We start from the raw sequence: 20,383 nt of genomic DNA on the forward strand, positions 1-20,383 counted from the left end.
GCGGGCCGGTATCCCACATTCTCGAAATAGAGCCGGGCTAAATTTTCCGTGTTGATACGCCTGATCATAGCCCTGCTGCGGCGCGCGCTTTCCGTCATCGGCCTTTTGTGGGCGATCGTGACGCTGAGCTTTCTGCTGATCCATCTGGCGCCCGGAGACCCGATCCAGTCGCTGGTCGGCGAAAACGGCGGTGCGTCCCCCGAATTCATCGCCCGGATGCGGGCTGAATACGGGCTCGACCAGCCGATCTTCGTGCAATACTGGCATTACCTCGCCAAGCTGTGTGTCGGCGATCTCGGGTATTCGATCCGTTTCCAGACGCCGGTCTGGGACCTGTTTGCCGAGCGCCTGCCGGCAACGCTTTTGCTGCTCGCCTCCTCGATCATCGTGTTTTCGCTGCTTGGCACGATTGCCGGTGTCTATTCGGCGGTCAACGAAGGCAGTTTCGGCGATGTGGCGCTGCGCATCTTCGTGGTGCTCGCCTTTTCCCTGCCAGTCTTCTGGCTGGCACAGTTGCTGATCTATGCGTTTGCGGTGAAAACCAGCGTGTTCCCGGTGATGGGCATGCGGTCTCTGTTCCTTCGCGGCGGCGAGTGGACAAAGGCGGTCGACGTCGCCTGGCATCTGGTTCTGCCGGCAACCGCGCTCGGGGCGTGGCATATGGCGGTGACCCAGCGTTTCGTGCGCACCAGCCTGTTGCAGGTGCTGCGCGAGGATTATATCCGCACCGCCCGCGCCAAGGGCCTGGCGTCACGGCAGATCCTTTACCGTCATGCGCTGCGCAACGCGCTTCTGCCCGTCGTGACGATTACCGGCATTTCCTTCGGCACGATGCTGACCGGTGCGACGCTGACCGAGATGGTGTTCAACTGGCCGGGCCTCGGCCGCCTGATCCTCGATGCCGTGCTCGGCCGTGACCGGCCGCTTTTGATCGGCCTGCTGCTGATCTCCTCGGTGCTGACCATCGTCGTCGATGCCTTGACCGGGATTGTCCAGAACATGCTCGATCCGAGAACCCGCGTGGGAGGTAGAGGCTGATGCGTTCCTTCCTTCACGCTCTCGAATTTCCAGGTCAGGCGGGTCTTGCCCTGTTCATCCTGCTGCTTTTTTCCGGCACGGCCGGACCGCTTCTGCTCAATGTCGATCCGATGACCACCAATTCGGCAGCGACCATGCTGGCGCCCTCGATGGATCACTGGTTCGGCACCGACAATCTCGGCCGGGACATGTTTTCCGGTATTGTCGTCGGTGCGCGCACCGCGCTGATCGTCGGGCTGATGTCGGTCGTTTTCGCCACGATCGTCGGCCTGTTCGTCGGTGCCGTCGGCGGTTATTTCGGCGGCATCATCGACGAGGTGTTTGACCGGTTTACCCAGCTGTTCATCGTCATGCCGCGGCTGTTTCTTGCCATGGCGCTGCTGTCGCTGTTCGGCACCAGCCTGTGGGTGGTCATCCTCACCATCGGTCTGGTCAGCTGGCCGCAGGTGGCGCGGCTGACGCGGGTCGAATTCCTGACGCTCAGGAAATCCGATTTCGTCGAGGCGCTGGTCGCGGCCGGTGCCACCCACCGGCGCATCATCCTGCGTCACCTCATCCCCAATATCCTGCCGGTGGTGATCGCCAACGGCTCGCTGATGATGTCGTCGGCCATTCTTCTCGAAGCGGGTCTTGCCTTCTTCGGGTTGAGCGATGCCTCGACCGTCAGCTGGGGTTCGATGCTGAGCAATGCCCAGCAGTTTCTTCTCGTCTCATTCTGGTTGCCCTTCTTTCCGGGGCTTGCGATCAGCCTGACCGGCCTCAGCCTCAATCTTCTGGGCGATGGTCTGACCAAGGCATTGAGCCCCAAGCTGCGCCGCAGTGCGCCGGCGCCTCGCGCCGCCAAAAAGAAGGCAGCCGCCGCATGAAAGGCATGCCCGTGGACCAATCCCTTTCCCTGCCGCTGGAGGCCGTGCGCGGCATAACCGAGGCAGCCTCGATGAACGAGCGCTACCGGCTGACGCAATCCGTCAATCTGGTCGCTTCGCAGAACCGCATCTCGCCGCAGGCGATCGCCTGCCTCAGCTCCAGCTTCGCCGCCAAGTTTGCTTCCGGCGAACTCGGATCACGGGCGCATGGCGGGGCGAAATGGCTGGATGCGATGGAAGAGATTGTCGCCTCGCTGGCGGCCAAGCTGTTCCACCCCTATTTTCCGGAATACCGGCCGATGTCCGGTTCGCTTGCCAACGAGACGCTGCTGATGGCGTTTGCGAGGCCCGGCGATACGATCATCGCACCGTCGCCGGTTGCCGGCGGGCATGCGAGCCTGAGGCCCGAAGGGTTTGCCGGGTTCATGGGCCTCAGGGTGCTCGACCTGCCGTTCAGCGACGGTGGCATGACCATCGATCTCGATGCGTTGCGGGCGCTTGCCGAGCAGGAAAAGCCGAAGCTGATCATCATCGGCACGGCAAAGATCCTGTTTCCCTACCCGGTCGCCAAGGTGGTCGAGATTGCCCGTTCCGTCGGTGCGGAAGTGATCTATGACGGCGCCCATGTGGCCGGTCTGATTGCCGGGAAATCCTTCCAGAACCCGCTGGATGCCGGCGCGCTTGCCTTTACCGGCTCGACGCAGAAAACCTTTCCGGGCCCGATCGGGGGGCTGATCGTATCGCGGGATTTGGAAACCGCCGAGCGGGTGCGGGCGGTGACGCGGGTTCGGCTCGACAATTACCAGAACAACCGCGTCGCGGCGATGGGCGTGGTGTTTGCCGAGATGCTGACCTTCGGGCATGAACTGACCGGTGCCGTGGTTTCGACGGCGCAAAAACTTGCAGCGGCGTTGAGCGACGAGGGGATCGATATCGTCGGGCGGGCGCTTGGCTACACGCAATCGCATATGCTGCTGGCCAATACGACGCCGGTCGGCCCGGCGGCAGGCTTCCGCTCTCAGCTCGAGGCGATCGGCATCTTCACCACCGCGACCGATATCTGGTCCGAGGACGGCAAGCCGCGCACGGCCTTGCGCATCGGGGCAAACGATATTGCCCGGTTGGGTTATAGCGATGAAGATATCAAGGTTCTGGCGGGGTTGATCGCCGACGTGGTGTTCGGTCGTCGGGATCAGGATGCGGTGAGGGCCAGTGTCATCGCGCTTGCGGATCAATATCCCGGTATCGATCCGCGTTTTGCGCTCTGAGCCCCTGTCTCGGACGGGGGTGACGCCAGACCATCAAGCATAAAAAAGGGCCGGATAACCGGCCCTTTTCGGTATTCTGGTATTCTGCCTTACTTGATCATCGGCAGGAGTTCGGAGACCGACTTCTTGGCGTCGCCATAGAACATCCGCGTGTTTTCCTTGTAGAAGAGCGGGTTCTCGATGCCGGAGTAACCGGTGCCCTGGCCACGCTTCGACACGAAGACCTGCTTGGCCTTCCACACCTGCAGGACAGGCATGCCGGCGATCGGCGAGTTCGGATCTTCTTCAGCTGCCGGATTGACGATGTCGTTCGAGCCGATGACGATGACGACGTCGGTATTGGGGAAATCGTCGTTGATCTCGTCCATTTCCATGACGATGTCGTAAGGCACCTTGGCTTCGGCCAAGAGCACGTTCATGTGGCCCGGCAGACGGCCGGCGACCGGGTGGATGGCGAAACGCACGTCCTTGCCGGCGGCCCGCAGCTTGCGGGTGAGTTCGGAGACCGCCTGCTGCGCCTGCGCCACTGCCATGCCGTAACCCGGCACGATGATGACACTGTCGGCATCGTTCAGCGCATTCGCCACACCTTCGGCATCGATGGCGATCTGTTCGCCCTCGATTTCCATCGCCGGACCCGTCGTGCCGCCGAAACCGCCGAGGATGACGGAGACGAAGGAGCGGTTCATCGCCTTGCACATGATGTAGGAGAGGATGGCGCCCGATGAGCCGACCAGCGCACCGGTGACGATCAGGAGATCGTTGCCGAGCGTGAAACCGATCGCTGCTGCCGCCCAGCCGGAATAGCTGTTCAGCATCGACACAACGACCGGCATGTCGGCACCGCCGATGCCCATGATCAGGTGATAACCGATGAAGAAGGCGAGAAGCGTCATTGCGATCAGCGTCCATGCGCCACCGCCACCGAAATAGCAGAGCAGAAGCATGAAGGAGAGGATCGCTGCACCGGCATTGAGCATATGGCCGCCGGGCAGTTTCTTCGCCTTGCCGTCGACCTTGCCGGCCAGCTTGCCGAAGGCGACGACCGAGCCAGTGAAGGTGACGGCGCCGATGAAGACACCGAGGAAGACCTCGACCTTCATGATCGCAAGTTCGACCGGGTCCTTGTGGGCGATGATGGCGGAAAAGCCTTCGAGCGTGGCGCGGGCGGCCTCATCCAGCCCGCCGACCCGCCAGGCTTCGATATGGGCGTTGTAGCCGATGAAGACGGCGGCAAGGCCGACGAAGGAGTGGAGCGCCGCCACGAGCTGCGGCATCTCGGTCATCTGTACGCGGCTGGCGACGTAATAGCCGGCAATAGAACCTGCGGCCACCATGATCAGGATGATCAGGCCGATGCCGAAGCTGGTGGCCACGCCCGGACCAAAGAAGGTGGCGATGACGGCGAGCGCCATGCCGACAATGCCGTAAAGCACGGCGCGCTTGGCGCTTTCCTGGCCGGAAAGGCCGCCGAGCGACAGAATGAAGAGAACCGCTGCAGAAATGTAGGCGGCCGAAACGATACCGATCGTCATTATAATAACCCCCTACGCACTCAAGACTTCTGGAACATGGCGAGCATGCGCCGTGTCACAAGGAAGCCGCCGACAATGTTGATCGTCACGACCAGGACCGACAAGGCTCCGAGGATCACCACCAGCCAGTTGCCCGAGCCGATCTGCAAAAGCGCACCGAGGATGACGATTCCGGAAATGGCGTTGGTGACGGCCATCAGCGGCGTATGCAGCGAATGCGAGACGTTCCAGATGACCTGGAAACCGATGAAGCAGGAGAGCACGAAGACGACGAAATGGCTCATGAAGCTTGCCGGCGCATAGGCACCGACGATCAGCAGCAGAACGGTCGCAACGGTGAGCAGTATGGCTTGCGTCTTGGTCTGCGCCTTGAAGGCGGCGACTTCTTTGGCCCGCTTCTCTTCGGCCGTCAGCTCCTTGGCTTTCTCCTTCGGCTTCTGGGCGGCGATCGCCTTGATCTTCGGCGGTGGCGGCGGGAAGGTGATCTCGCCGTCCTTGGTCACGGTCGCACCGCGGATGACGTCGTCTTCCATGTTGTGGACGACGATACCGTCTTTCGCCGGCGTCAGGTCCGTCATCATGTGGCGGATGTTGGTGGAATAGAGCGTCGACGACTGGGCGGCCATGCGGCTCGGGAAATCGGTGTAACCGATGACGATGACGCCGTTTTCCGAGACGATGCGCTCGTCGGCGACGGTCAGATCACAGTTGCCGCCGCGTTCGGCGGCCAAATCGATGATGACAGAGCCGGGCTTCATCAGGGCCACCATGTCGGCGGTCCAAAGCTTCGGTGCATCACGGCCGGGGATCAGCGCGGTGGTGATGACGATATCGATCTGAGGTGCGAGTTCGCGGAATTTCTCCAGCTGCTTTTCGCGGAATTCCGGCGAAGAGGGGGCGGCATAACCACCGGTCGCGGCACCGTCCTGCTGCTGGGCATCCTTGAAATCGAGGAAGACGAATTCGGCGCCCATGGATTCAATCTGTTCGGCCACTTCCGGGCGAACGTCGAAGGCATAGGTGATGGCGCCGAGCGAGGTCGCGGTGCCGATGGCGGCAAGACCTGCAACGCCTGCACCGATGACCAGCACCTTGGCCGGCGGCACCTTGCCAGCGGCTGTCACCTGGCCGGTGAAGAAGCGGCCGAAATTGTTGCCGGCCTCTATTACGGCGCGGTAACCGGCGATGTTTGCCATCGACGACAGGGCATCCATCTTCTGGGCACGCGAAATGCGCGGCACCATGTCCATGGCGATGACGTTTGCGCCCTTCGCCTTGGCTTCTTCGAGAAGGCCAGAATTCTGTGCCGGGTAGAAGAAGGAGATCAGCGTCTTGGCCGGCCCGAGCTTCTCGATTTCGGCGCTTTCCGGCGGCCGCACCTTGGCGATCACGTCTGAGGCGGCAATTAGCGCATCTGCACTCTCGACAACCGTCACGCCAGCTGAGCGATAGGTCTCGTCAGAAAAGCCGGCGGCCTTGCCCGCACCCGTTTCGATCACACAGTCGTAGCCGAGCTTCTGCAAGGCCTGCGCACTGTCCGGTGTCATCGCGACGCGGGACTCTCGGTCCGCACGTTCTTTCAGAACTCCGATCTTCAATAGTCTCGTCCCCATTTCAAATTCTTAAGTGCTCGCGATTGGCGGCGTGACCGCAACCATAAGCCGTCTTTTCAGAAAAAGGCTCCGGATATTCACGGATTGAAACCTCCCGATCTCCAGAGCATCACCGAAGACATGTATCGTATCGACCCGCATCACGACAAGAATTTACCGTTGGCGGACAATGGCATGCCCAAGGTCTCCGGTTTCCGTGGCTGGCTGTTGTGAAGCCAGTTGCACAAAAAATAGCGTCATTCTTCGCGCTATGGGGCAGGTGTATACGGCGCCTGCCACCTTGTCGTGCAACGTCAGCGACGATAAGTCGCGATCTCGACGGTGTTAAAAACGGCTGGGCTGTCGAAACAGCCGAGCCTTACTTTGTCGCGGGACTTTTCGGAGGAATGATCGAGCGGGCCGAATCCTCCAGAAGCTCTCGGCTCATCGCCGTCAGCAGGTGGTTTCGGTAGGCCACATAACCTGACAGGTAATGTTCGACATCGTCGATCCTCACCCGGAACGCATGATGGCGAATGAAGAACGATCCCAGGATCCGCGCCGGATTGCGCATGAACATCGCCATTTCGGGCCAGAAGTGACCGTTGAGCAGATGGTGGGCTCGCTTTTCCAGCGCTTCGTCGAAACGGTGCCGGTCAATGCGGGCGAGCAGATGGCGGTGCCTGTCGTCCATATCGAGGCGCGACAGAACTTCCTGGCTGGCAAGCATGAGTTCCAGCAGCGTCGGGAAGGTGGTGATGCGACCAGCAACGAAATCGAGATGATCGGCGACATTTTCGATTGCGAAGCGATAATAGTCCGGCCGTCGACGATAACGGGTGAGTTCGTTGGCGCAATAGGCGAGCCAGTGGTCGTGATGGCGGGCGTGGTCATTGCGTATGAAATGGCCGAAGGCGAGTTCGACCGCTTCCAGCCAGCGTTCGTCGAGCGTCAGGTCGTAAAGCCGCATCAGCGCGAAGGCGGCTTCGCCTTCGTAATAGATGGTGCGGAACATCTCGCGTGTTTCGAGGCTTGGAAAACTCAGCACATGGCGGAAGGCGCCGGTCTTCTTGTCCTGCATGAAGCAGATGCCGATCGCCAGCCTCTCCATCAACTCGTCATGGATATCGTTGCCGAAGACGCTGGCGAATTTGGAAAGCGCCAGGATCGCCAGTGCGTTGCCGCCGAGCTTGATCTCGCCATTGGCTTCCTTCAGGAAAGCGGCCAGCTGTCCATCAGGCAGCAATGCGTGGACGATCAGGTCGCGTGTCAGGCAGGAAAGCGACTGGGTAATGGCTTCCTGCAAGGTGGCACTGCGGGTGACCTCATAGGCCTCGATCATCGCATAGGTGCTGCTCGCGTGGCGGAGCGTGTTGTAGGCGCCGATCGTCCGGTCGAAACACGGATGGTAGCCATAGGTGAAGCGGCCATCGGGGCCGACCTGGCGGGCAAGGAATTCGGCGCCGTCCGATATGAGCGAGGTCACGAGCTGGACGTCGAGCTGGTCGATCACGCGGCGACCGGCATCCGGACCGGTGACGTCGAGAAGATGAATGCTCCTGCCGTCGCAAAAGGCACCTGCGCCGGCAAAAAGGTGGATCGTGCGGCAGGAGGCAAAGTCCGGTGGCTCCCGTCCGGGAAAGCGGTTCCTGAAATAGAGGAGAAAGTTCTTCTCGTTCAATTCGGCCGCCGTCCGCTGATTGCCGCCGTAGAACATGGCATTGGCATTCAGTTCCTGTTCGAGGAAAGCGCCGTTGAAATTCTCGTCCAGGGCGAGGCCAAGCCGGAAATAATTGCGTTTCGTATTGTCGAGCACATGCCGCAGTTCGGCCCAGGTCGAGGCCTGGATTGCGGATGGCCAGTCGACCCTGAGCCAGCGACGCGGGCCGGACTGCCGCTGCTGCAATCTGCGGACGGCATCAATGCCCTGTTGCCATGCTTCCTCGAAGGATGTGCCTCTGGCGATCGAAACCTCGGCCCGTTCCTCGCCGTCGCTGACCGAAAAGAACAGCACGAAGGCAGGGTAGGGGGCGGGCAGAGCCATGCAGCCGGCGCGCACGGTTGCGCGCAGCTGATCCAGAAGCGATGCCGGGATTGCGGCCGTTGTCGACATGCTCAGCGCTCCCGCATCGCCTCGCGGGCCTTGTTGAACGGCTTGATCAGATAATCCAGCACACTCTTCTGGCCCGTATGGATATCGACCGTGGCGACCATGCCGGGCGAGATCGGGAACTGCTTGCCGGCATCGTTTTCCAACGCGTCTTTTTCGGTCTTCACGAAGACGCGGTAATAATAGATCTGCGGGTCGACCTCGTCCTGTATCGTATCCGGCGAAATGGTGACGACCTTGCCGGGCAGCCCGCCATAGATGGCATAATCATAGGCGGTGATCTTTACCGTCGCATCCTGGTCGGGATGGATGAAGGCGATGTCGCGCGGCAGGATGCGCGCCTCGATCAGCAGCTGGTCGCCAAGCGGGATGATATCCATCAGCTTGCCGTTCGGCGGCACGACGCCGCCGATCGTGGAAACCTCGATATTCTTGACGATGCCGCGCACCGGAGACCGCAGCGTCAGGCGCGTCAGACTGTCGGACCGTCCCTTGATGACGGAGGAGAGCGAGGTTACTTCCGCATTCGCCTTGGACAGTTCTTCGCGGGCATCAACGACATATTTGCTGCTGGTCTCGACCTTCTTCAGTTCGAGTTCCGCCTGTTCGCGTTTCAGGCGGATGATCTCGACACTGCTTGCCGCACCGATCTTGGACAGGCTCTGGTTGACGTCGAGTTCCTGGCGGGTAAGCGCCAGTGATTCCCCGATCCACTGTAGCGTTTCGTCGAGATTGCGCCGCCTCGCCTCGTAAAGCTTCGTCTCCGAGGTAATGAGATCCGGATAGGCATCGAGTTCGGCCGGAAAGGTCAGCGGCGTCTGGTTGACCTCGGCCGTCAGCCTTGCGGCGCTTGCAAGGGCCGCCCGGTATTTGGCGCCGGATTCTCCAACGCCGGATTCGGTGATCGTCGGATCGAGCTGGGCAATCAGCTGGCCGCGCTCGACGAGCTGGTTTTCCTGCACCATCAGCCTGGTGACGATGCCGCCTTCGAGCGACTGGATGACCTGTTCCTTGCTGATCGGCACAACCTTGCCGTCGCCGGTCGAGACCTCGTCGAGTACGGCGAAGTAGGACCATATCAGGCCGACAAGGATGAGAGTCACGAAAAGCTTCACTACCGTCCTGGCCTTGGAGAGGCGGACCTCGTCTTCCCCGCCGAATTGCCAGCTTTCGTCGTTCAACCGTGCGATGGACATGGCCTATTCCCCGTTTCCGACGCTGTGCAGGTTTTTCCTTGCCGCCTGCACCGGTTTAGGTCCTTCGCCTCTCAGCGAGCGCAAGGCTTCTTCCTTCGGCGCGTCGAGCACAACGCGGCCGCCATCGAGCGCCACGACACGTTCGACGAGATCGAGAACGCGCATCCGGTGGGTGGCGATGACGATCGTCTTGTTTTTCGCCCAGGCGGAAAAGCGCCGGATGAACTGCCGCTCGGTCGCCTCGTCCATCGAGGCGGTCGGTTCATCGAGCAGCACGATGGACGGATTGCGGATCAATATCCGCGACAGGAGAAGCGCCTGCTGCTGGCCTCCCGAGAGACCACGCCCGCCTTCATCGATGAGGTGGTCGACGCCCTTGGGCAGCGCTCGGATAAACTCGTCGGCGCCGGTCATCTGCAGGGCTTCGAGCAGGGTGTTCTGCGAGGCGTTCTGGGCGCCAAGCAGGATGTTTTCCCGGATCGTGCCGTGGAAAAGACGCGAACTCTGGGTCAGCAATCCGACTTCGCGGCGCAAGTCCGAAGGATCGACATGGTCGATCGCCAGATTGTCGATCAGGACTTCGCCGGAATGGGCCTCGAGCTGGCCCGACAGCGCCTGCAGCAGCGTCGACTTGCCGGCGCCGTTCTTGCCGAGAAGGGCGATCGTCTCGCCTGCCTCTATCCTGAAATCCGGCAGCGTCAGCGACGGGCGGCCGAGCGGTTCGCCATAATGGAAGCTCGCCTTGCGGAACCGATATTCGCCGAGCAGGGAGCCGACCGAAAGCCGGGCTTCGGCGGGCGGGTGGTCGACCGGCATCTTCATGATCGTATTGAGGCTCTGCAACCCGATCCGGGCATGCTGCAGTCGGCTCAGGACATGGGTCAGCTGCGCCATCGGCGCGATCATTCGCGAGCCGAGGATGGAGCAGGCGACCAGCGCGCCCGTGCTCATGTCGCCGGCCATGACCATAGGTGCGCCAAAAAAGACGATGACGGCGAATGTGCTGGTCTGGACGCCGTGGCCCCAGCCGGTCAGCGTGCTGGTGATGTCGCGAAGCTTGACCTGCGCATCAGCGCTTGCGGCATTAAAGGCGTTCCATTTTTTCTGGAACACGTCTTCCGCCTGCAGCGCCTTGATATCCTCGATACCCTGGATGGATTCGACCAGCATGGCATTGCGCAGCGAGGATTCCCGCATCGCCAGACTGGCATTGCGCTTCAGCTTGCGCTGGGCGAGCACGCCCGGCGCGATCAGAAGCAGGAGTGCGGATGCCGGAATGACGGCAAGCCAGCCGCCGATATAGGCGAACAGCCCGAGAAACAGGAAAAAGAACGGCAGGTCGGCAATGGCCGATACCGTCGTCGAGGTCAGAAGCTCGCGGACCTGTTCGAGATCGCGCAGCTGGGCGATGAAGGTGCCGGTCGCCTTGGGGCGCTGGCGGTTCTTCACCCTCAGCGCATGGCCGTAGACGACATCCGAAATGCGGATGTCGGCGCGCTTGCCGACAACATCGATGATCGCGGTTCTGACTTTGCGCATCATGAAATCGAAGACGACCGCGACACTCACGCCGATGAACAGCACGACCAGCGTGTTCATCGAATTGGCGGGGATGACGCGGTCATAGACCTGCATGGAGAAGATCACGCCCGCGACCGACAGCGAATTGGCGACCAGAGACGCCAGCAGGACATAGCCGTAGGGCCTGAGATCGCCAAGCGCGATCCGGCGGAACCAGTGATGAGTGTCGGGGGCGATATAGGCATCGATGCGTTCGTCGGGCCGGGTGCGGGCATCCCGGGCGATCAGCAGATGGGTGACGTGCCCGTCGAGTTCGGAAAGCGGGATCCAGGTCCAGTGGCCGTTGTCGCCGGCAAAGATGATCTTTGCCTCGTCGCCGCTGATTTCGGTGACGAGCCCGACATCGCCGTATGCCAGCTCGATCAGCAGCGGCAGGCGACGGCTGGTCATGCCGCTGGCGAGTGGTTCGACCGGCTTTGCCTCAAGGCCGAAACGGCGGGCGAGTTTTTCGATCCGCTGGAGTGGCGGAAGCGCTTCCTGCATGATCGATACGTAGCTCGCCGCGAATTTCGAATGGGCGATGCCGTAGTGCTGGGCCAGAAGCCCCATGATCTCGATCCAGTCCCCGGACCGGTTGTCGGGCGGGCTGCCTTCCGGACTGTCGGACGCGTTCTCCGCCGGATTGGGCGGCGGGAGGGCCGTCACCCTCTCCGCGTCCATTTCCGAAGGCCTTTCCGCTGCTACCCGCGCAACATCCATCAGGTCATCTCCTCCACGCTATACGACCGGCAATTTATGCGTTTCGATCTCGTCATTCTGGTTGATGCTGTCGAACGGATCGAGCGGCGGTGTGTCGACGGAAATGTCGACCGTCGCCGCGGTGTCGTCGGTTACGTCGGCACCAACCGAAACATCGACGTCTGCGCCGGTGTCGGGGTTTACATTCGCATCCGCATTGACGGCGACCGACAGGTCGTCGACGAGGTTTTCGAGCCCGCTCAGATCGACTTCCGCGCCGCCCTGATCGAGAGTGAGGCCAATGCCGCCATCATGCACGCCACCGTCATCGGGCGTGGTGTCCGTCATGTCGCCGGAGGTCTCGGCACTGGCGATTTCCGGCTGGTCTGCGGCGGTGGTGTCCGTGTTATCCGCCTGATCCGCTACCGTTGCATCATCGGCGGTCACGATATGATCTGTCGATGTAGCGTCGTCGCTGGTCGCATGGCTGTCGGTCGAGGCCAAGCGGGAGCTGGTGGAAGAACCATCGTCAGTGACGCCGCCGCTGCCGCCGTCGTCGGCAAAGGCCATGCTGACCGTATCGTCCGAGGAAGCCATCATCATCATCGAACCATCGTCGACCTGAACGTCGATCGACAGGTCGGCGGTCAGTTCGTGGCCGGTATCGGGATCGTAGACGGTGATGGTGAAGACGTCGGTGCCGCCGGTCGGGGCCGTCGTATCCGGCGTGTAGGTATAGGTGCCATCGGCATTGATGACCAGTGTGCCGAAATCACCATCGATCGACAGCGGGCTGCCGGTCAGGGCATGGCTTATGCCGTTGAAGTCGACTTCGCCGATCCGCAGGTCGTTTGTGACGCCGGTTGCGGCATCATCGATGAAATTGCCGGTGGCAGTTTCACCGACAGTGACATGGGTGACTTCGGTCTGGTCGGTCGCCGTGACGGAGATTTCGCGCACGGTGCCAATGCCAAGCGTTACTCCCGGATTGGGCACGAGCGTCGCACGATACTGGCCCGCATCAATGTCGTTCAGCGTGATCGTCGCTGCCGGCGAGTTGAGCAGGTTCAGCCGCAGGATGCCGTCGTCGACATTGTTGCTGAGATCGTCCGAGCGTACCCAGGCCGTGCCGTTCCAGCGCTCGACAATCACCGAGTAACTGCTGAGAAGGCCGACATTGACGAGACCGCCAATTTCGAGGCCAAAGGACACCGTGTTGGTATTTCCCGACACGTTGAAGTTGACGACCGGATTGGTAGACGAGCCGAGATTGACGTTGGCGAGGTTCAGCAGTGACAAGGAGAGCAGCGCGGTTACTTCGCTTGATGCTATCGAGGGAGTCGTCTCGTTCTGCCTTGTTACGCTGACGTCGATAATCGCGGTATCGCTTGTATCCGTCAGGGCGAAATCCAGCCCTGGTGCCACTGTGCCGGTCGGGTCGGACACGTTGCCGGCTGCATCAGTCAGAGTAACGCCCAGATTCTGGCCATCCACCTGCACCGGGGAAAGGCCGACACTGAACGTGCCGTCGGGATTGACGGTGCCGGTGCCGATCACTGTACCGCCGGCATTGGTCACGGTCACGGTCGTTCCGGGTTCGCCCTGGCCGGTCAGCTCGCTGCCGGATGCGTTGACGGCAAGATCCGTCGGTGCGTCAGGGGCAAGCAGGTCCGGCGTATCCGTGATGCCGGGAGGGGAATCGTTGCCGGCTGCGTCTTCCAGCACGACAGTCAGATCGCCGCCATCCGTCTGCGCCGGGTTGAGCGTGACGGTGAATGTCCCGGCTCCGGTGACAATCGCATTGCCGACCTCGACGCCGGCTGCATTGAACACCCGTGCGGTGGTGCCGGCCTCACCATTGCCGGTGAGGGTGGTGCCTGTGCCATCGACATCAAGGTTCGTCGGTGCGAGCGGCGCAGTCAGGTCAGGCGAATCCACCGTGGCGACCGCGGATGGGTTGCCCGACGCGTCGGTCAGCACGACCTGCAGCTCGCTGCCATCCACCTGAGACGGGGAAAGCCCGACGCTGAACGTGCCGTCCGCTGCGACGGTGCCGGTGCCGATGATGTTGCCGTCCGCATCGCGGACGGTCACCGTCGCTCCGGGCTCACCACCGCCGCCGACCAATGTGCCGGTCGCGTCGACTTCAAGGTCTGTCGGCAGCTCGGGGCCGGTGAGATCCGGTGTCGCAATCGTGCCGGGATCGGAGAGATTGCCATCCGCATCGGTCAGCACGACCTCAAGGTCGCCACCGTCCGTCTGGGCCGGGTTGATGTCGATGCTGAATGTGCCATCGGGATCGACCGTGCCGATGCCGACGATTGTTCCTGCGGCATTTCTCACTGTGACGTCCGCGCCCGGTTCGCCGAGGCCCGTCAAAAGAAGGCCGTCTGCATCGATCGCGAGGTCTGTCGGTGCGTCGGGGCCGATCCCGTCCGGCGTCAGGACCGTTGCCGGGGCCGATACGTTGCCGGCTGCATCGGTCAGCACGATGTCGAGTGCGCCGCCATCCTGTTGGGCCGGGTTGAGTTCGACCGTGAACGTGCCGTCGACAGCGACTGTGCCGGTGCCGACAACGATGCCGCCCGCATTGGTCACGGTGATCGTCGCGCCAGCTTCACCGTTGCCGGTCAATTCCGAGCCGTCGGCGGCGACGTCAAGGCCCGTCGGTGCGGCTGGTGCCGTCAGATCCGGAGTGACGGTTGTGCCGGGATCGGAGGTGTTGTTGGCGGCATCCGTGAGAACGACGCTGACGACACCGCCATCCGTCTGAGCTGTGTCGAGGAGGATCGAGAACGTACCGTTTGCAGCAACCGTACCGGTACCCACTTCGACGCCACTGGCATTGGTGACACTGATCGTTGTTCCCGCTTCACCCCGGCCGGTGATGACGGTTCCATCCGCGTTGAGGCTGAGATTGGTCGGGGCGTCAGGGGCGTCGAGATCCGGCGAGGCGATGATGCCGGGTTGCGACGTGCCGCCAACACCAGTCAATACGACCTGCAGGTTGCCACCGTCGGTCTGGTTCGGAGCGAGGTCGATTGAGAACGTCCCGTCTGGATCGACGGTGCCCGTGCCGACCGTCTGGCCGGCGGCATTGCGCACCGTGACGGTCACACCGGCTTCGCCTTCACCAGTCAGGATATCGCCCTGGCCGTCGATGGCGAGATTGATCGGTGCTGTCGGTGCATCGGGATCGGGCGCCAGAACGGTGCCGGCCGTCGATGGATTGCCGGCGGCGTCGGTCAGCACGACTTGAAGCTGCTCGCCATCCGTCTGAGCCGTGTTGAGTATGATGGTGAAGGTGCCGTCGGTGCCAACGGCTCCGGTCCCGAGAGTGCCGCCTGGACCAGTCACGGTCACGTTTGCGCCGGGTTCTCCTTCCCCGGTCAACGTCGTGCCATCCGCCGTCACAAGCAGATCGGTCGGAGCGTCCGGTGGCTGGATGTCGGCTAGAGGCAGTGTTGCTGGGGCGGATATATTGCCTGCCGCGTCCGTCTGCACGACGGAGATGGTGCCGCCTTGCGTCTGCGCCGGGTCGAGTTCGACGGTGAATGTTCCGTCTGGATCGACGGTCGTGGTGCCGACAACAATACCGTTGGCATCCCTGACGGTGACGGTTGCTCCTGCCTCGCCGGTTCCGGTGATTTCGGTCTGGGCGAGGTTCGACAGCAGGTCGTCGGGAGCATCCGGTGCCGTGAGGTCCGGCGTCGCAACGTTGACCGGCAGCGTGGCGTTTCCGTCGCCATCGGTCAGAACGACGGTCAGCGTGCCGCCTTCATCCTGTGCCGGGACGAGGGGGATCGCAAACATGCCGTTCGTGCCGACTGTACCGGTAAAGGTCTGGGTGCCGTTCGATACCGTGACCGTCGCCCCAGCCTCGCCCATGCCGGTGATCTGGCTGCCATCCGCATTGACGCTGACATTGGTGGGCAGTGCCGGCGCGGTTTCGTCGACAGAGGCGATGATGCCGGGATCGGACGGATTGCCGTCCGGGTCGGTCAAGACGACTTCAAGATTGCCGCCATCGACTTGCGCCGGATTGAGCGTAACGGAGAAGTTTCCGTCCGTGCCGACGGTCGTCGATCCGACCGGGTCGCCTGCCGCGTTGGTGACGGTTACCGTTGCGCCGGGTTCTCCCTGGCCTGTCAGGATCGTACCGCCGTCTTCGACGGTGAGACCTGTCGGCGCGTTCGGGCCGGTGAGATCCGGGGTTTCCGCGCTGCCGGGAAGCGAAACGTTGCCGGCGCCATCCTGAAGGACGACCGTCAGGTCGCCACCATCAACCTGGGCCGGGCTGAGGCCGATGGTGAAGGTTCCGTTTGCCGCCACGGTGCCGGTGCCGACCGGGGTGCCGGCCGCATTGGTGACGGTGACCGTCGTGCCCGGCTCGCCGGTTCCGGTGAGGACCGTTCCTCCGGAATTGACGAGGAGATTGTCCGGCTGGCCGGGATCGGTCGCATCCGGCGAAGGGGTGACGACCGGTGTCGATGTATTGCCGCTCGCATCGGTCAGCACGACTTCGAGATCTCCGCCGTCTATCTGGGCCGGGCTGAGCTGGATGCTGATCGCTCCGGTCGGGCCGACCGTGCCGGTACCGACGATGTCGCCGGCCTCATTGGTGACGGTGATCGTCGCACCCGGTTCGCCGGTTCCGGTAAGGATGGTGCCGGCATCGTTGACGTCGAGGCCGGTCGGCGCATCCGGTCCGATCAGGTCTGGAGATGGGACGAGGACGGAGGGCGAGAGGTTTCCTTGCGCATCCTCAAGGACGACCTGCAGGTCACCGCCGTCCGTCTGGGGCGGATTGAGGCCGACGGTGATCAGGCCATTGGCACCGATGGTGCCTGTGCCGACGACGTTGCCGGCTTCGTTGGTGACGGTGACCGTTGCGCCCGGCTCGCCGCGCCCGGTAAGCACCGTTCCGGCGGCGTTGACGTCGAGGTCGGCCGCACCGTCCGGCCCGGTGATGTCGGGGGCGATGGCGCTGGCTGCCGGCGAGGCATTGCCTGCCGCATCCACCTGGACGACCTGCAATTGGCCGCCATCCGCCTGAGCCGGATCCAGATCTATGGTGAAGCTGCCGTTGGCGGCGGCCGTGCCGGTGCCGATCACCATGCCATCCGCATCCCGCACCGTCACGGTTGCACCCGCTTCACCCGTACCGGTCAGCTCGGTGCCGTCTGCATTGACGCTGAGGCCGGTCGGTGCGGCGGGTGCCGTCAGGTCGGGAGAGGGGACGTTTGCGGGGGGCGAAAGGTTGTTTCCGCCATCCTGCAGCACGACCGTCAGGTCGCCGCCATCCGTCTGGGCCGGATTGAGGGTGATGGTGAAGCTGCCGTTTCCTGCGACGGTGCCTGTTCCGACCGTGTCGCCATTGTCGTTGGTGACGGTCACGGTTGTGCCCGGCTCGCCGCGTCCGGTCAGAACTGTTCCCTGGTCGTTGACATCGAGATTGGTGGGCGCTGTCGGATCGATCAGATCGGGCGACAGGGTGAGGCCAGGCTGCGACGTGCCATTGGCGTCGGTCTGCACCACCCGCAATTCGCCACCATCGATCTGGGCCGGCGAGAGCGTGATGCTGAACGTCCCGTCGCCGGCGACTATCCCGGTTCCGACCGTCTGGCCGGCAGCGTTGGTGACGCGTACCTGCGCGCCGATTTCACCGTCGCCGGTGAGCAGCGTGCCAGCGGCGTTAACATCGAGATCGGTTGGAGCCGGCGGTGCGTCAGGATCGGGTGCCAGCACCATGCCGGGCGTGGAGACATTGCCGGCGGCATCGGTCAGCACGACGTCCAGTTCGCCGCCATCCAGCTGGGCCGGATCGAGGTCGACGGTGAAGGTGCCGTCGGGATCGACGGTGTCCTGACCGATAACATCGCCGTCTGCATTGGTGACGGTGACTGTCGTGCCGGGCTCGCCGCGGCCGGTAAGGACGGTGCCATCGTCGTTGACACCCAGATTGGTCGGTGGGGTCGGCGGCTGAATGTCGCTCGCCGTGACCGATGCCGGATCGGAAATGTTGCCGGCGGCATCCTCAAGCACGACCTGCAATTGGCCGCCGTTTTCCTGCGCCGGATCGAGGTTGACGGTAAATGTGCCATCGACGCCGACCGTGCCGGTGCCGATGGTGGTGCCGTTCGCGTCCGTCACCGTCACCGTGGCGCCCGGTTCGCCCTGACCGGCGAGCACGGTTCCGTCGGCATTGATTTCAAGGTCTGTTGCAGCATCGGGAGCCAGAAGGTCCGGCGAGGCGATGGTCGCCGGCGCCGAGATGTTGCCGTCCCCGTCCTGCAACACGACCTGCAGGTCACCGCCGTCCGTCTGTGCGGGATTGAGGGTGACGGAGAACATTCCGCCGGCGCCGACCGTTGCCGTGCCGATCAGCATACCGTCCGCATCTCTCACCGTCACCGTCGCGCCGGCTTCTCCGCGTCCGGTCAGTGTTGTCCCGGCATCGTTGACGTCGAGATTGGTTGCTGCATCCGGACCCATCAGGTCCGGTGCGGCGGTGGTGCCGGCAGGCGATGTGTTACCGGCCGCGTCTTCGAGCACGACCGTCAGATCTCCGCCGTCCGTCTGGGCCGGATTGAGGGTGATCGAGAAGGAACCATTCGGCTGCACCGTGCCGGTGCCGACCACGGTGCCATCGGCGTTGGTCACGGTGACGCTGGTGCCGGCCTCGCCGCGTCCGGTCAGCACCGTTCCGGCATCATTGGTGTCGAGATTGGTCGGGGCTGCCGGATCGATGAGGTCCGGGGAGAGCGTGATGCCGGGCTGCGATGTGCCGTTGGCATCGGTCTGCACGACGCGCAACTCGCCGCCGTCGATCTGTGCCGGGGAGAGCGTGATGCTGAACGTGCCGTCGCTTTGCACCGTCCCGGTGCCGACCGTCTGGCCTGCCGCATTGGTGACGCGCACCTGGGCACCGATCTGGCCGTCGCCGGTAAGGATCGTGCCGGCCAGGTTGACGTCGAGATCGGTCGGCGCCGGCGGCGCGTCGGGATCGGGAGCCAGGACCGTGCCGGGGTTGGAGCCATTGCCGGCGGCGTCGGTCAGAACGACGTCGAGCTCGCCGCCATCGAACTGGGCGGGGGCGAGATTGATCGAGAAAGAGCCATTTGCGGCAACCGTGCCGGTGCCGACCTCGACGCCGGCTGCATTGGTGACGCTGACCGTCGTGCCGGGTTCTCCGCGGCCGGTCAGGACGGTGCCGTCATCGCTGACACCGAGATTGGTCGGGGCCGCAGGCGGTTGGATATCGATGATCTCGATCGTGCCGGGGGCGGAGGCATTGCCGGCTGCGTCTTCCAGCACGACTTCCAGTTCGCCACCGTTTTGCTGCGCCGGATCGAGATCGATCGAGAAGGTACCGTCCGAGCCTACCGTTCCTGTCCCGATGGTGACGCCGTCCGCATCGGTGACTTTTACCGTCGTTCCCGGTTCGCCGCGACCCGACAGGAGCGTGCCGGCGGCGGTGACGTCGAGATTGGTCGGGGCGTTGGGAGCGATGAGATCCGGAGAGGCCAGCGTAGCCGGATCGGAGATATTGCCGGCGGCATCCTCAAGCGTGATTTGCAGCTCGCCGCCGTCGATCTGTGCCGGATCGAGCGTAATCGAGAAGGTGCCGTCTGCGCCGACGGTCCCTGTACCTATGATGTCTCCGGCAGCGTTTGTGACTGTAACCGCTGCACCTGCTTCACCGCGGCCAGTCAGCACCGTTCCGGCCGCGTCGATCGAAAGATTGGTCGGTGAGCCCGGAGCATCGGTATCAGCGTCGGAATCCGCATCGGCATCCGCATCCGCATCGGCATCCGCATCCGCATCCGCATCGGCATCCGCATCCGCATCTGCATCCGCATCCGCATCAGCATCCGCATCCGCATCTGCATCCGCGTCCGCGTCCGCGTCCGCATCCGCATCAGCATCCGCATCGCCGTCGTCAGGCCCGTCGTTGCTGGAGCCACCGCCACCGCCTATGCCGATCGCGGCTGCTCCCAAGCCGAGCGCTGCCGCAAGGCCGAGGACGGACGCGCCGACGCCACCGCCGGCACCTGCTGCTGCGCCTGCGCCGGCGAGCTGGTCGACGACCCCGGCTTCGGAGAACTCAAAATTGGCGAGGCCGTCGGTGTAGTCGCCCTGCCATACGTTGCCGGCGCCATCGTCGAGAACGAGATCGCTCCTTTGATTGCCTTCACCGTTGTAGAAATTCTCGATCCGCAGATCCGGACCGTTGCGCACGTCGATGATGAGGTCGTTGCCCGAGCGCGAGGTTGCGGCAATCTGGTCGGGAGATAAGGTCAGCCTGACGGTGCTCGGTTCCGAAAGAACAACTGTATTGCCCGACACGGTCGTCGTTTCGCCGCTTACCTTGTCCAAAATTACAGCAACCATCGTCCTCTCCTTTGCGTGTCGGGCATCATGCCCCTTTGTTGGTGTGCTGCTGCCCTTGTCGGGAATTTCATCCCGGCCGCGCCTCCACTCAGGACGAATGGCGGCGCTTGAGGATGTCGTCAGCA

General features: G+C 62.9%; 10 protein-coding genes. 4 read left to right on the top strand and 6 right to left on the bottom strand.

The features are described from left to right. The first annotated feature begins 48 nt into the window (after positions 1-48). The 3 genes from AC2GXZ_RS00310 to AC2GXZ_RS00320 are packed head-to-tail and all read left to right on the top strand — an operon-like array spanning position 49 to position 3,172. Positions 49-1,038 carry an ABC transporter permease gene (locus tag AC2GXZ_RS00310; RefSeq protein WP_483757128.1) on the top strand — a complete coding sequence of 330 codons (990 nt, stop codon included), beginning with the start codon at positions 49-51 and terminating at the stop codon, positions 1,036-1,038. Beyond that, the gene (locus tag AC2GXZ_RS00315; protein WP_483757129.1) at positions 1,038-1,904 is read left to right on the top strand and encodes an ABC transporter permease; all 867 of its coding nucleotides are present in this window, start codon (positions 1,038-1,040) and stop codon (positions 1,902-1,904) included. Before AC2GXZ_RS00310 ends, AC2GXZ_RS00315 begins: the two co-directional genes overlap by 1 nt. Further along, positions 1,901-3,172, top strand: coding sequence for a beta-eliminating lyase-related protein (locus AC2GXZ_RS00320; protein WP_483757130.1), 1,272 nt, complete (start codon positions 1,901-1,903; stop codon positions 3,170-3,172). The genes AC2GXZ_RS00315 and AC2GXZ_RS00320 overlap by 4 nt, the downstream gene beginning before the upstream one ends. A gap of 89 nt (positions 3,173-3,261) precedes the next feature. Here AC2GXZ_RS00320 and AC2GXZ_RS00325 read toward each other — a convergent pair whose 3' ends face one another. Then, positions 3,262-4,707, bottom strand: coding sequence for an NAD(P)(+) transhydrogenase (Re/Si-specific) subunit beta (locus AC2GXZ_RS00325; protein WP_483757131.1), 1,446 nt, complete (start codon positions 4,705-4,707; stop codon positions 3,262-3,264). Positions 4,708-4,727: 20 nt separating this feature from the next. Further along, complete coding sequence (locus AC2GXZ_RS00330) at positions 4,728-6,320, bottom strand: Re/Si-specific NAD(P)(+) transhydrogenase subunit alpha (protein WP_483757132.1); 1,593 nt, start codon at positions 6,318-6,320, stop codon at positions 4,728-4,730. An 84-nt stretch (positions 6,321-6,404) separates the two neighbouring features. Between AC2GXZ_RS00330 and AC2GXZ_RS00335 the strand changes: the two genes are divergently transcribed. Further along, positions 6,405-6,533 (top strand): hypothetical protein, encoded by a 129-nt coding sequence (locus tag AC2GXZ_RS00335; RefSeq protein WP_483757133.1) that lies wholly within the window; start codon positions 6,405-6,407, stop codon positions 6,531-6,533. A 145-nt stretch (positions 6,534-6,678) separates the two neighbouring features. Here AC2GXZ_RS00335 and AC2GXZ_RS00340 read toward each other — a convergent pair whose 3' ends face one another. From AC2GXZ_RS00340 to AC2GXZ_RS00355, 4 genes are read right to left on the bottom strand one after another with little or no spacing between them, the layout of a single operon-like run. Further along, a complete protein-coding gene (locus tag AC2GXZ_RS00340; protein WP_483757134.1) occupies positions 6,679-8,412 on the bottom strand; it encodes a hypothetical protein in 1,734 nt (577 codons plus the stop codon). Between the two features lie 2 nt (positions 8,413-8,414). After that, positions 8,415-9,605, bottom strand: a complete 1,191-nt coding sequence (locus AC2GXZ_RS00345; RefSeq protein ID WP_483757135.1) for an HlyD family type I secretion periplasmic adaptor subunit — start codon at positions 9,603-9,605, stop codon at positions 8,415-8,417. 3 nt (positions 9,606-9,608) lie between these two features. Then, on the bottom strand, positions 9,609-11,885 hold the full coding sequence (locus AC2GXZ_RS00350; protein ID WP_483757136.1) for a type I secretion system permease/ATPase: 2,277 nt from the start codon (positions 11,883-11,885) through the stop codon (positions 9,609-9,611). Positions 11,886-11,903: 18 nt separating this feature from the next. Further along, positions 11,904-20,258, bottom strand: a complete 8,355-nt coding sequence (locus tag AC2GXZ_RS00355) for an Ig-like domain-containing protein (RefSeq protein ID WP_483757137.1) — start codon at positions 20,256-20,258, stop codon at positions 11,904-11,906. Between the last annotated feature and the right edge of the window lie 125 nt (positions 20,259-20,383).

This window comes from Aliirhizobium sp. YIM B11859 (assembly GCF_057163345.1).

Bases quoted from the DNA above. Each gene is read 5' to 3' on its own strand.
- AC2GXZ_RS00315 (WP_483757129.1), top strand. From the start codon at position 1,038: ATGCGTTCCTTCCTTCACGCTCTCGAATTTCCAGGTCAGGCGGGTCTT.
- AC2GXZ_RS00320 (WP_483757130.1), top strand. From the start codon at position 1,901: ATGAAAGGCATGCCCGTGGACCAATCCCTTTCCCTGCCGCTGGAGGCC.
- AC2GXZ_RS00325 (WP_483757131.1), bottom strand. From the start codon at position 4,707: ATGACGATCGGTATCGTTTCGGCCGCCTACATTTCTGCAGCGGTTCTC.
- AC2GXZ_RS00330 (WP_483757132.1), bottom strand. From the start codon at position 6,320: ATGGGGACGAGACTATTGAAGATCGGAGTTCTGAAAGAACGTGCGGAC.
- AC2GXZ_RS00340 (WP_483757134.1), bottom strand. From the start codon at position 8,412: ATGTCGACAACGGCCGCAATCCCGGCATCGCTTCTGGATCAGCTGCGC.
- AC2GXZ_RS00345 (WP_483757135.1), bottom strand. From the start codon at position 9,605: ATGTCCATCGCACGGTTGAACGACGAAAGCTGGCAATTCGGCGGGGAA.
- AC2GXZ_RS00350 (WP_483757136.1), bottom strand. From the start codon at position 11,885: ATGGATGTTGCGCGGGTAGCAGCGGAAAGGCCTTCGGAAATGGACGCG.
- AC2GXZ_RS00355 (WP_483757137.1), bottom strand. From the start codon at position 20,258: ATGGTTGCTGTAATTTTGGACAAGGTAAGCGGCGAAACGACGACCGTG.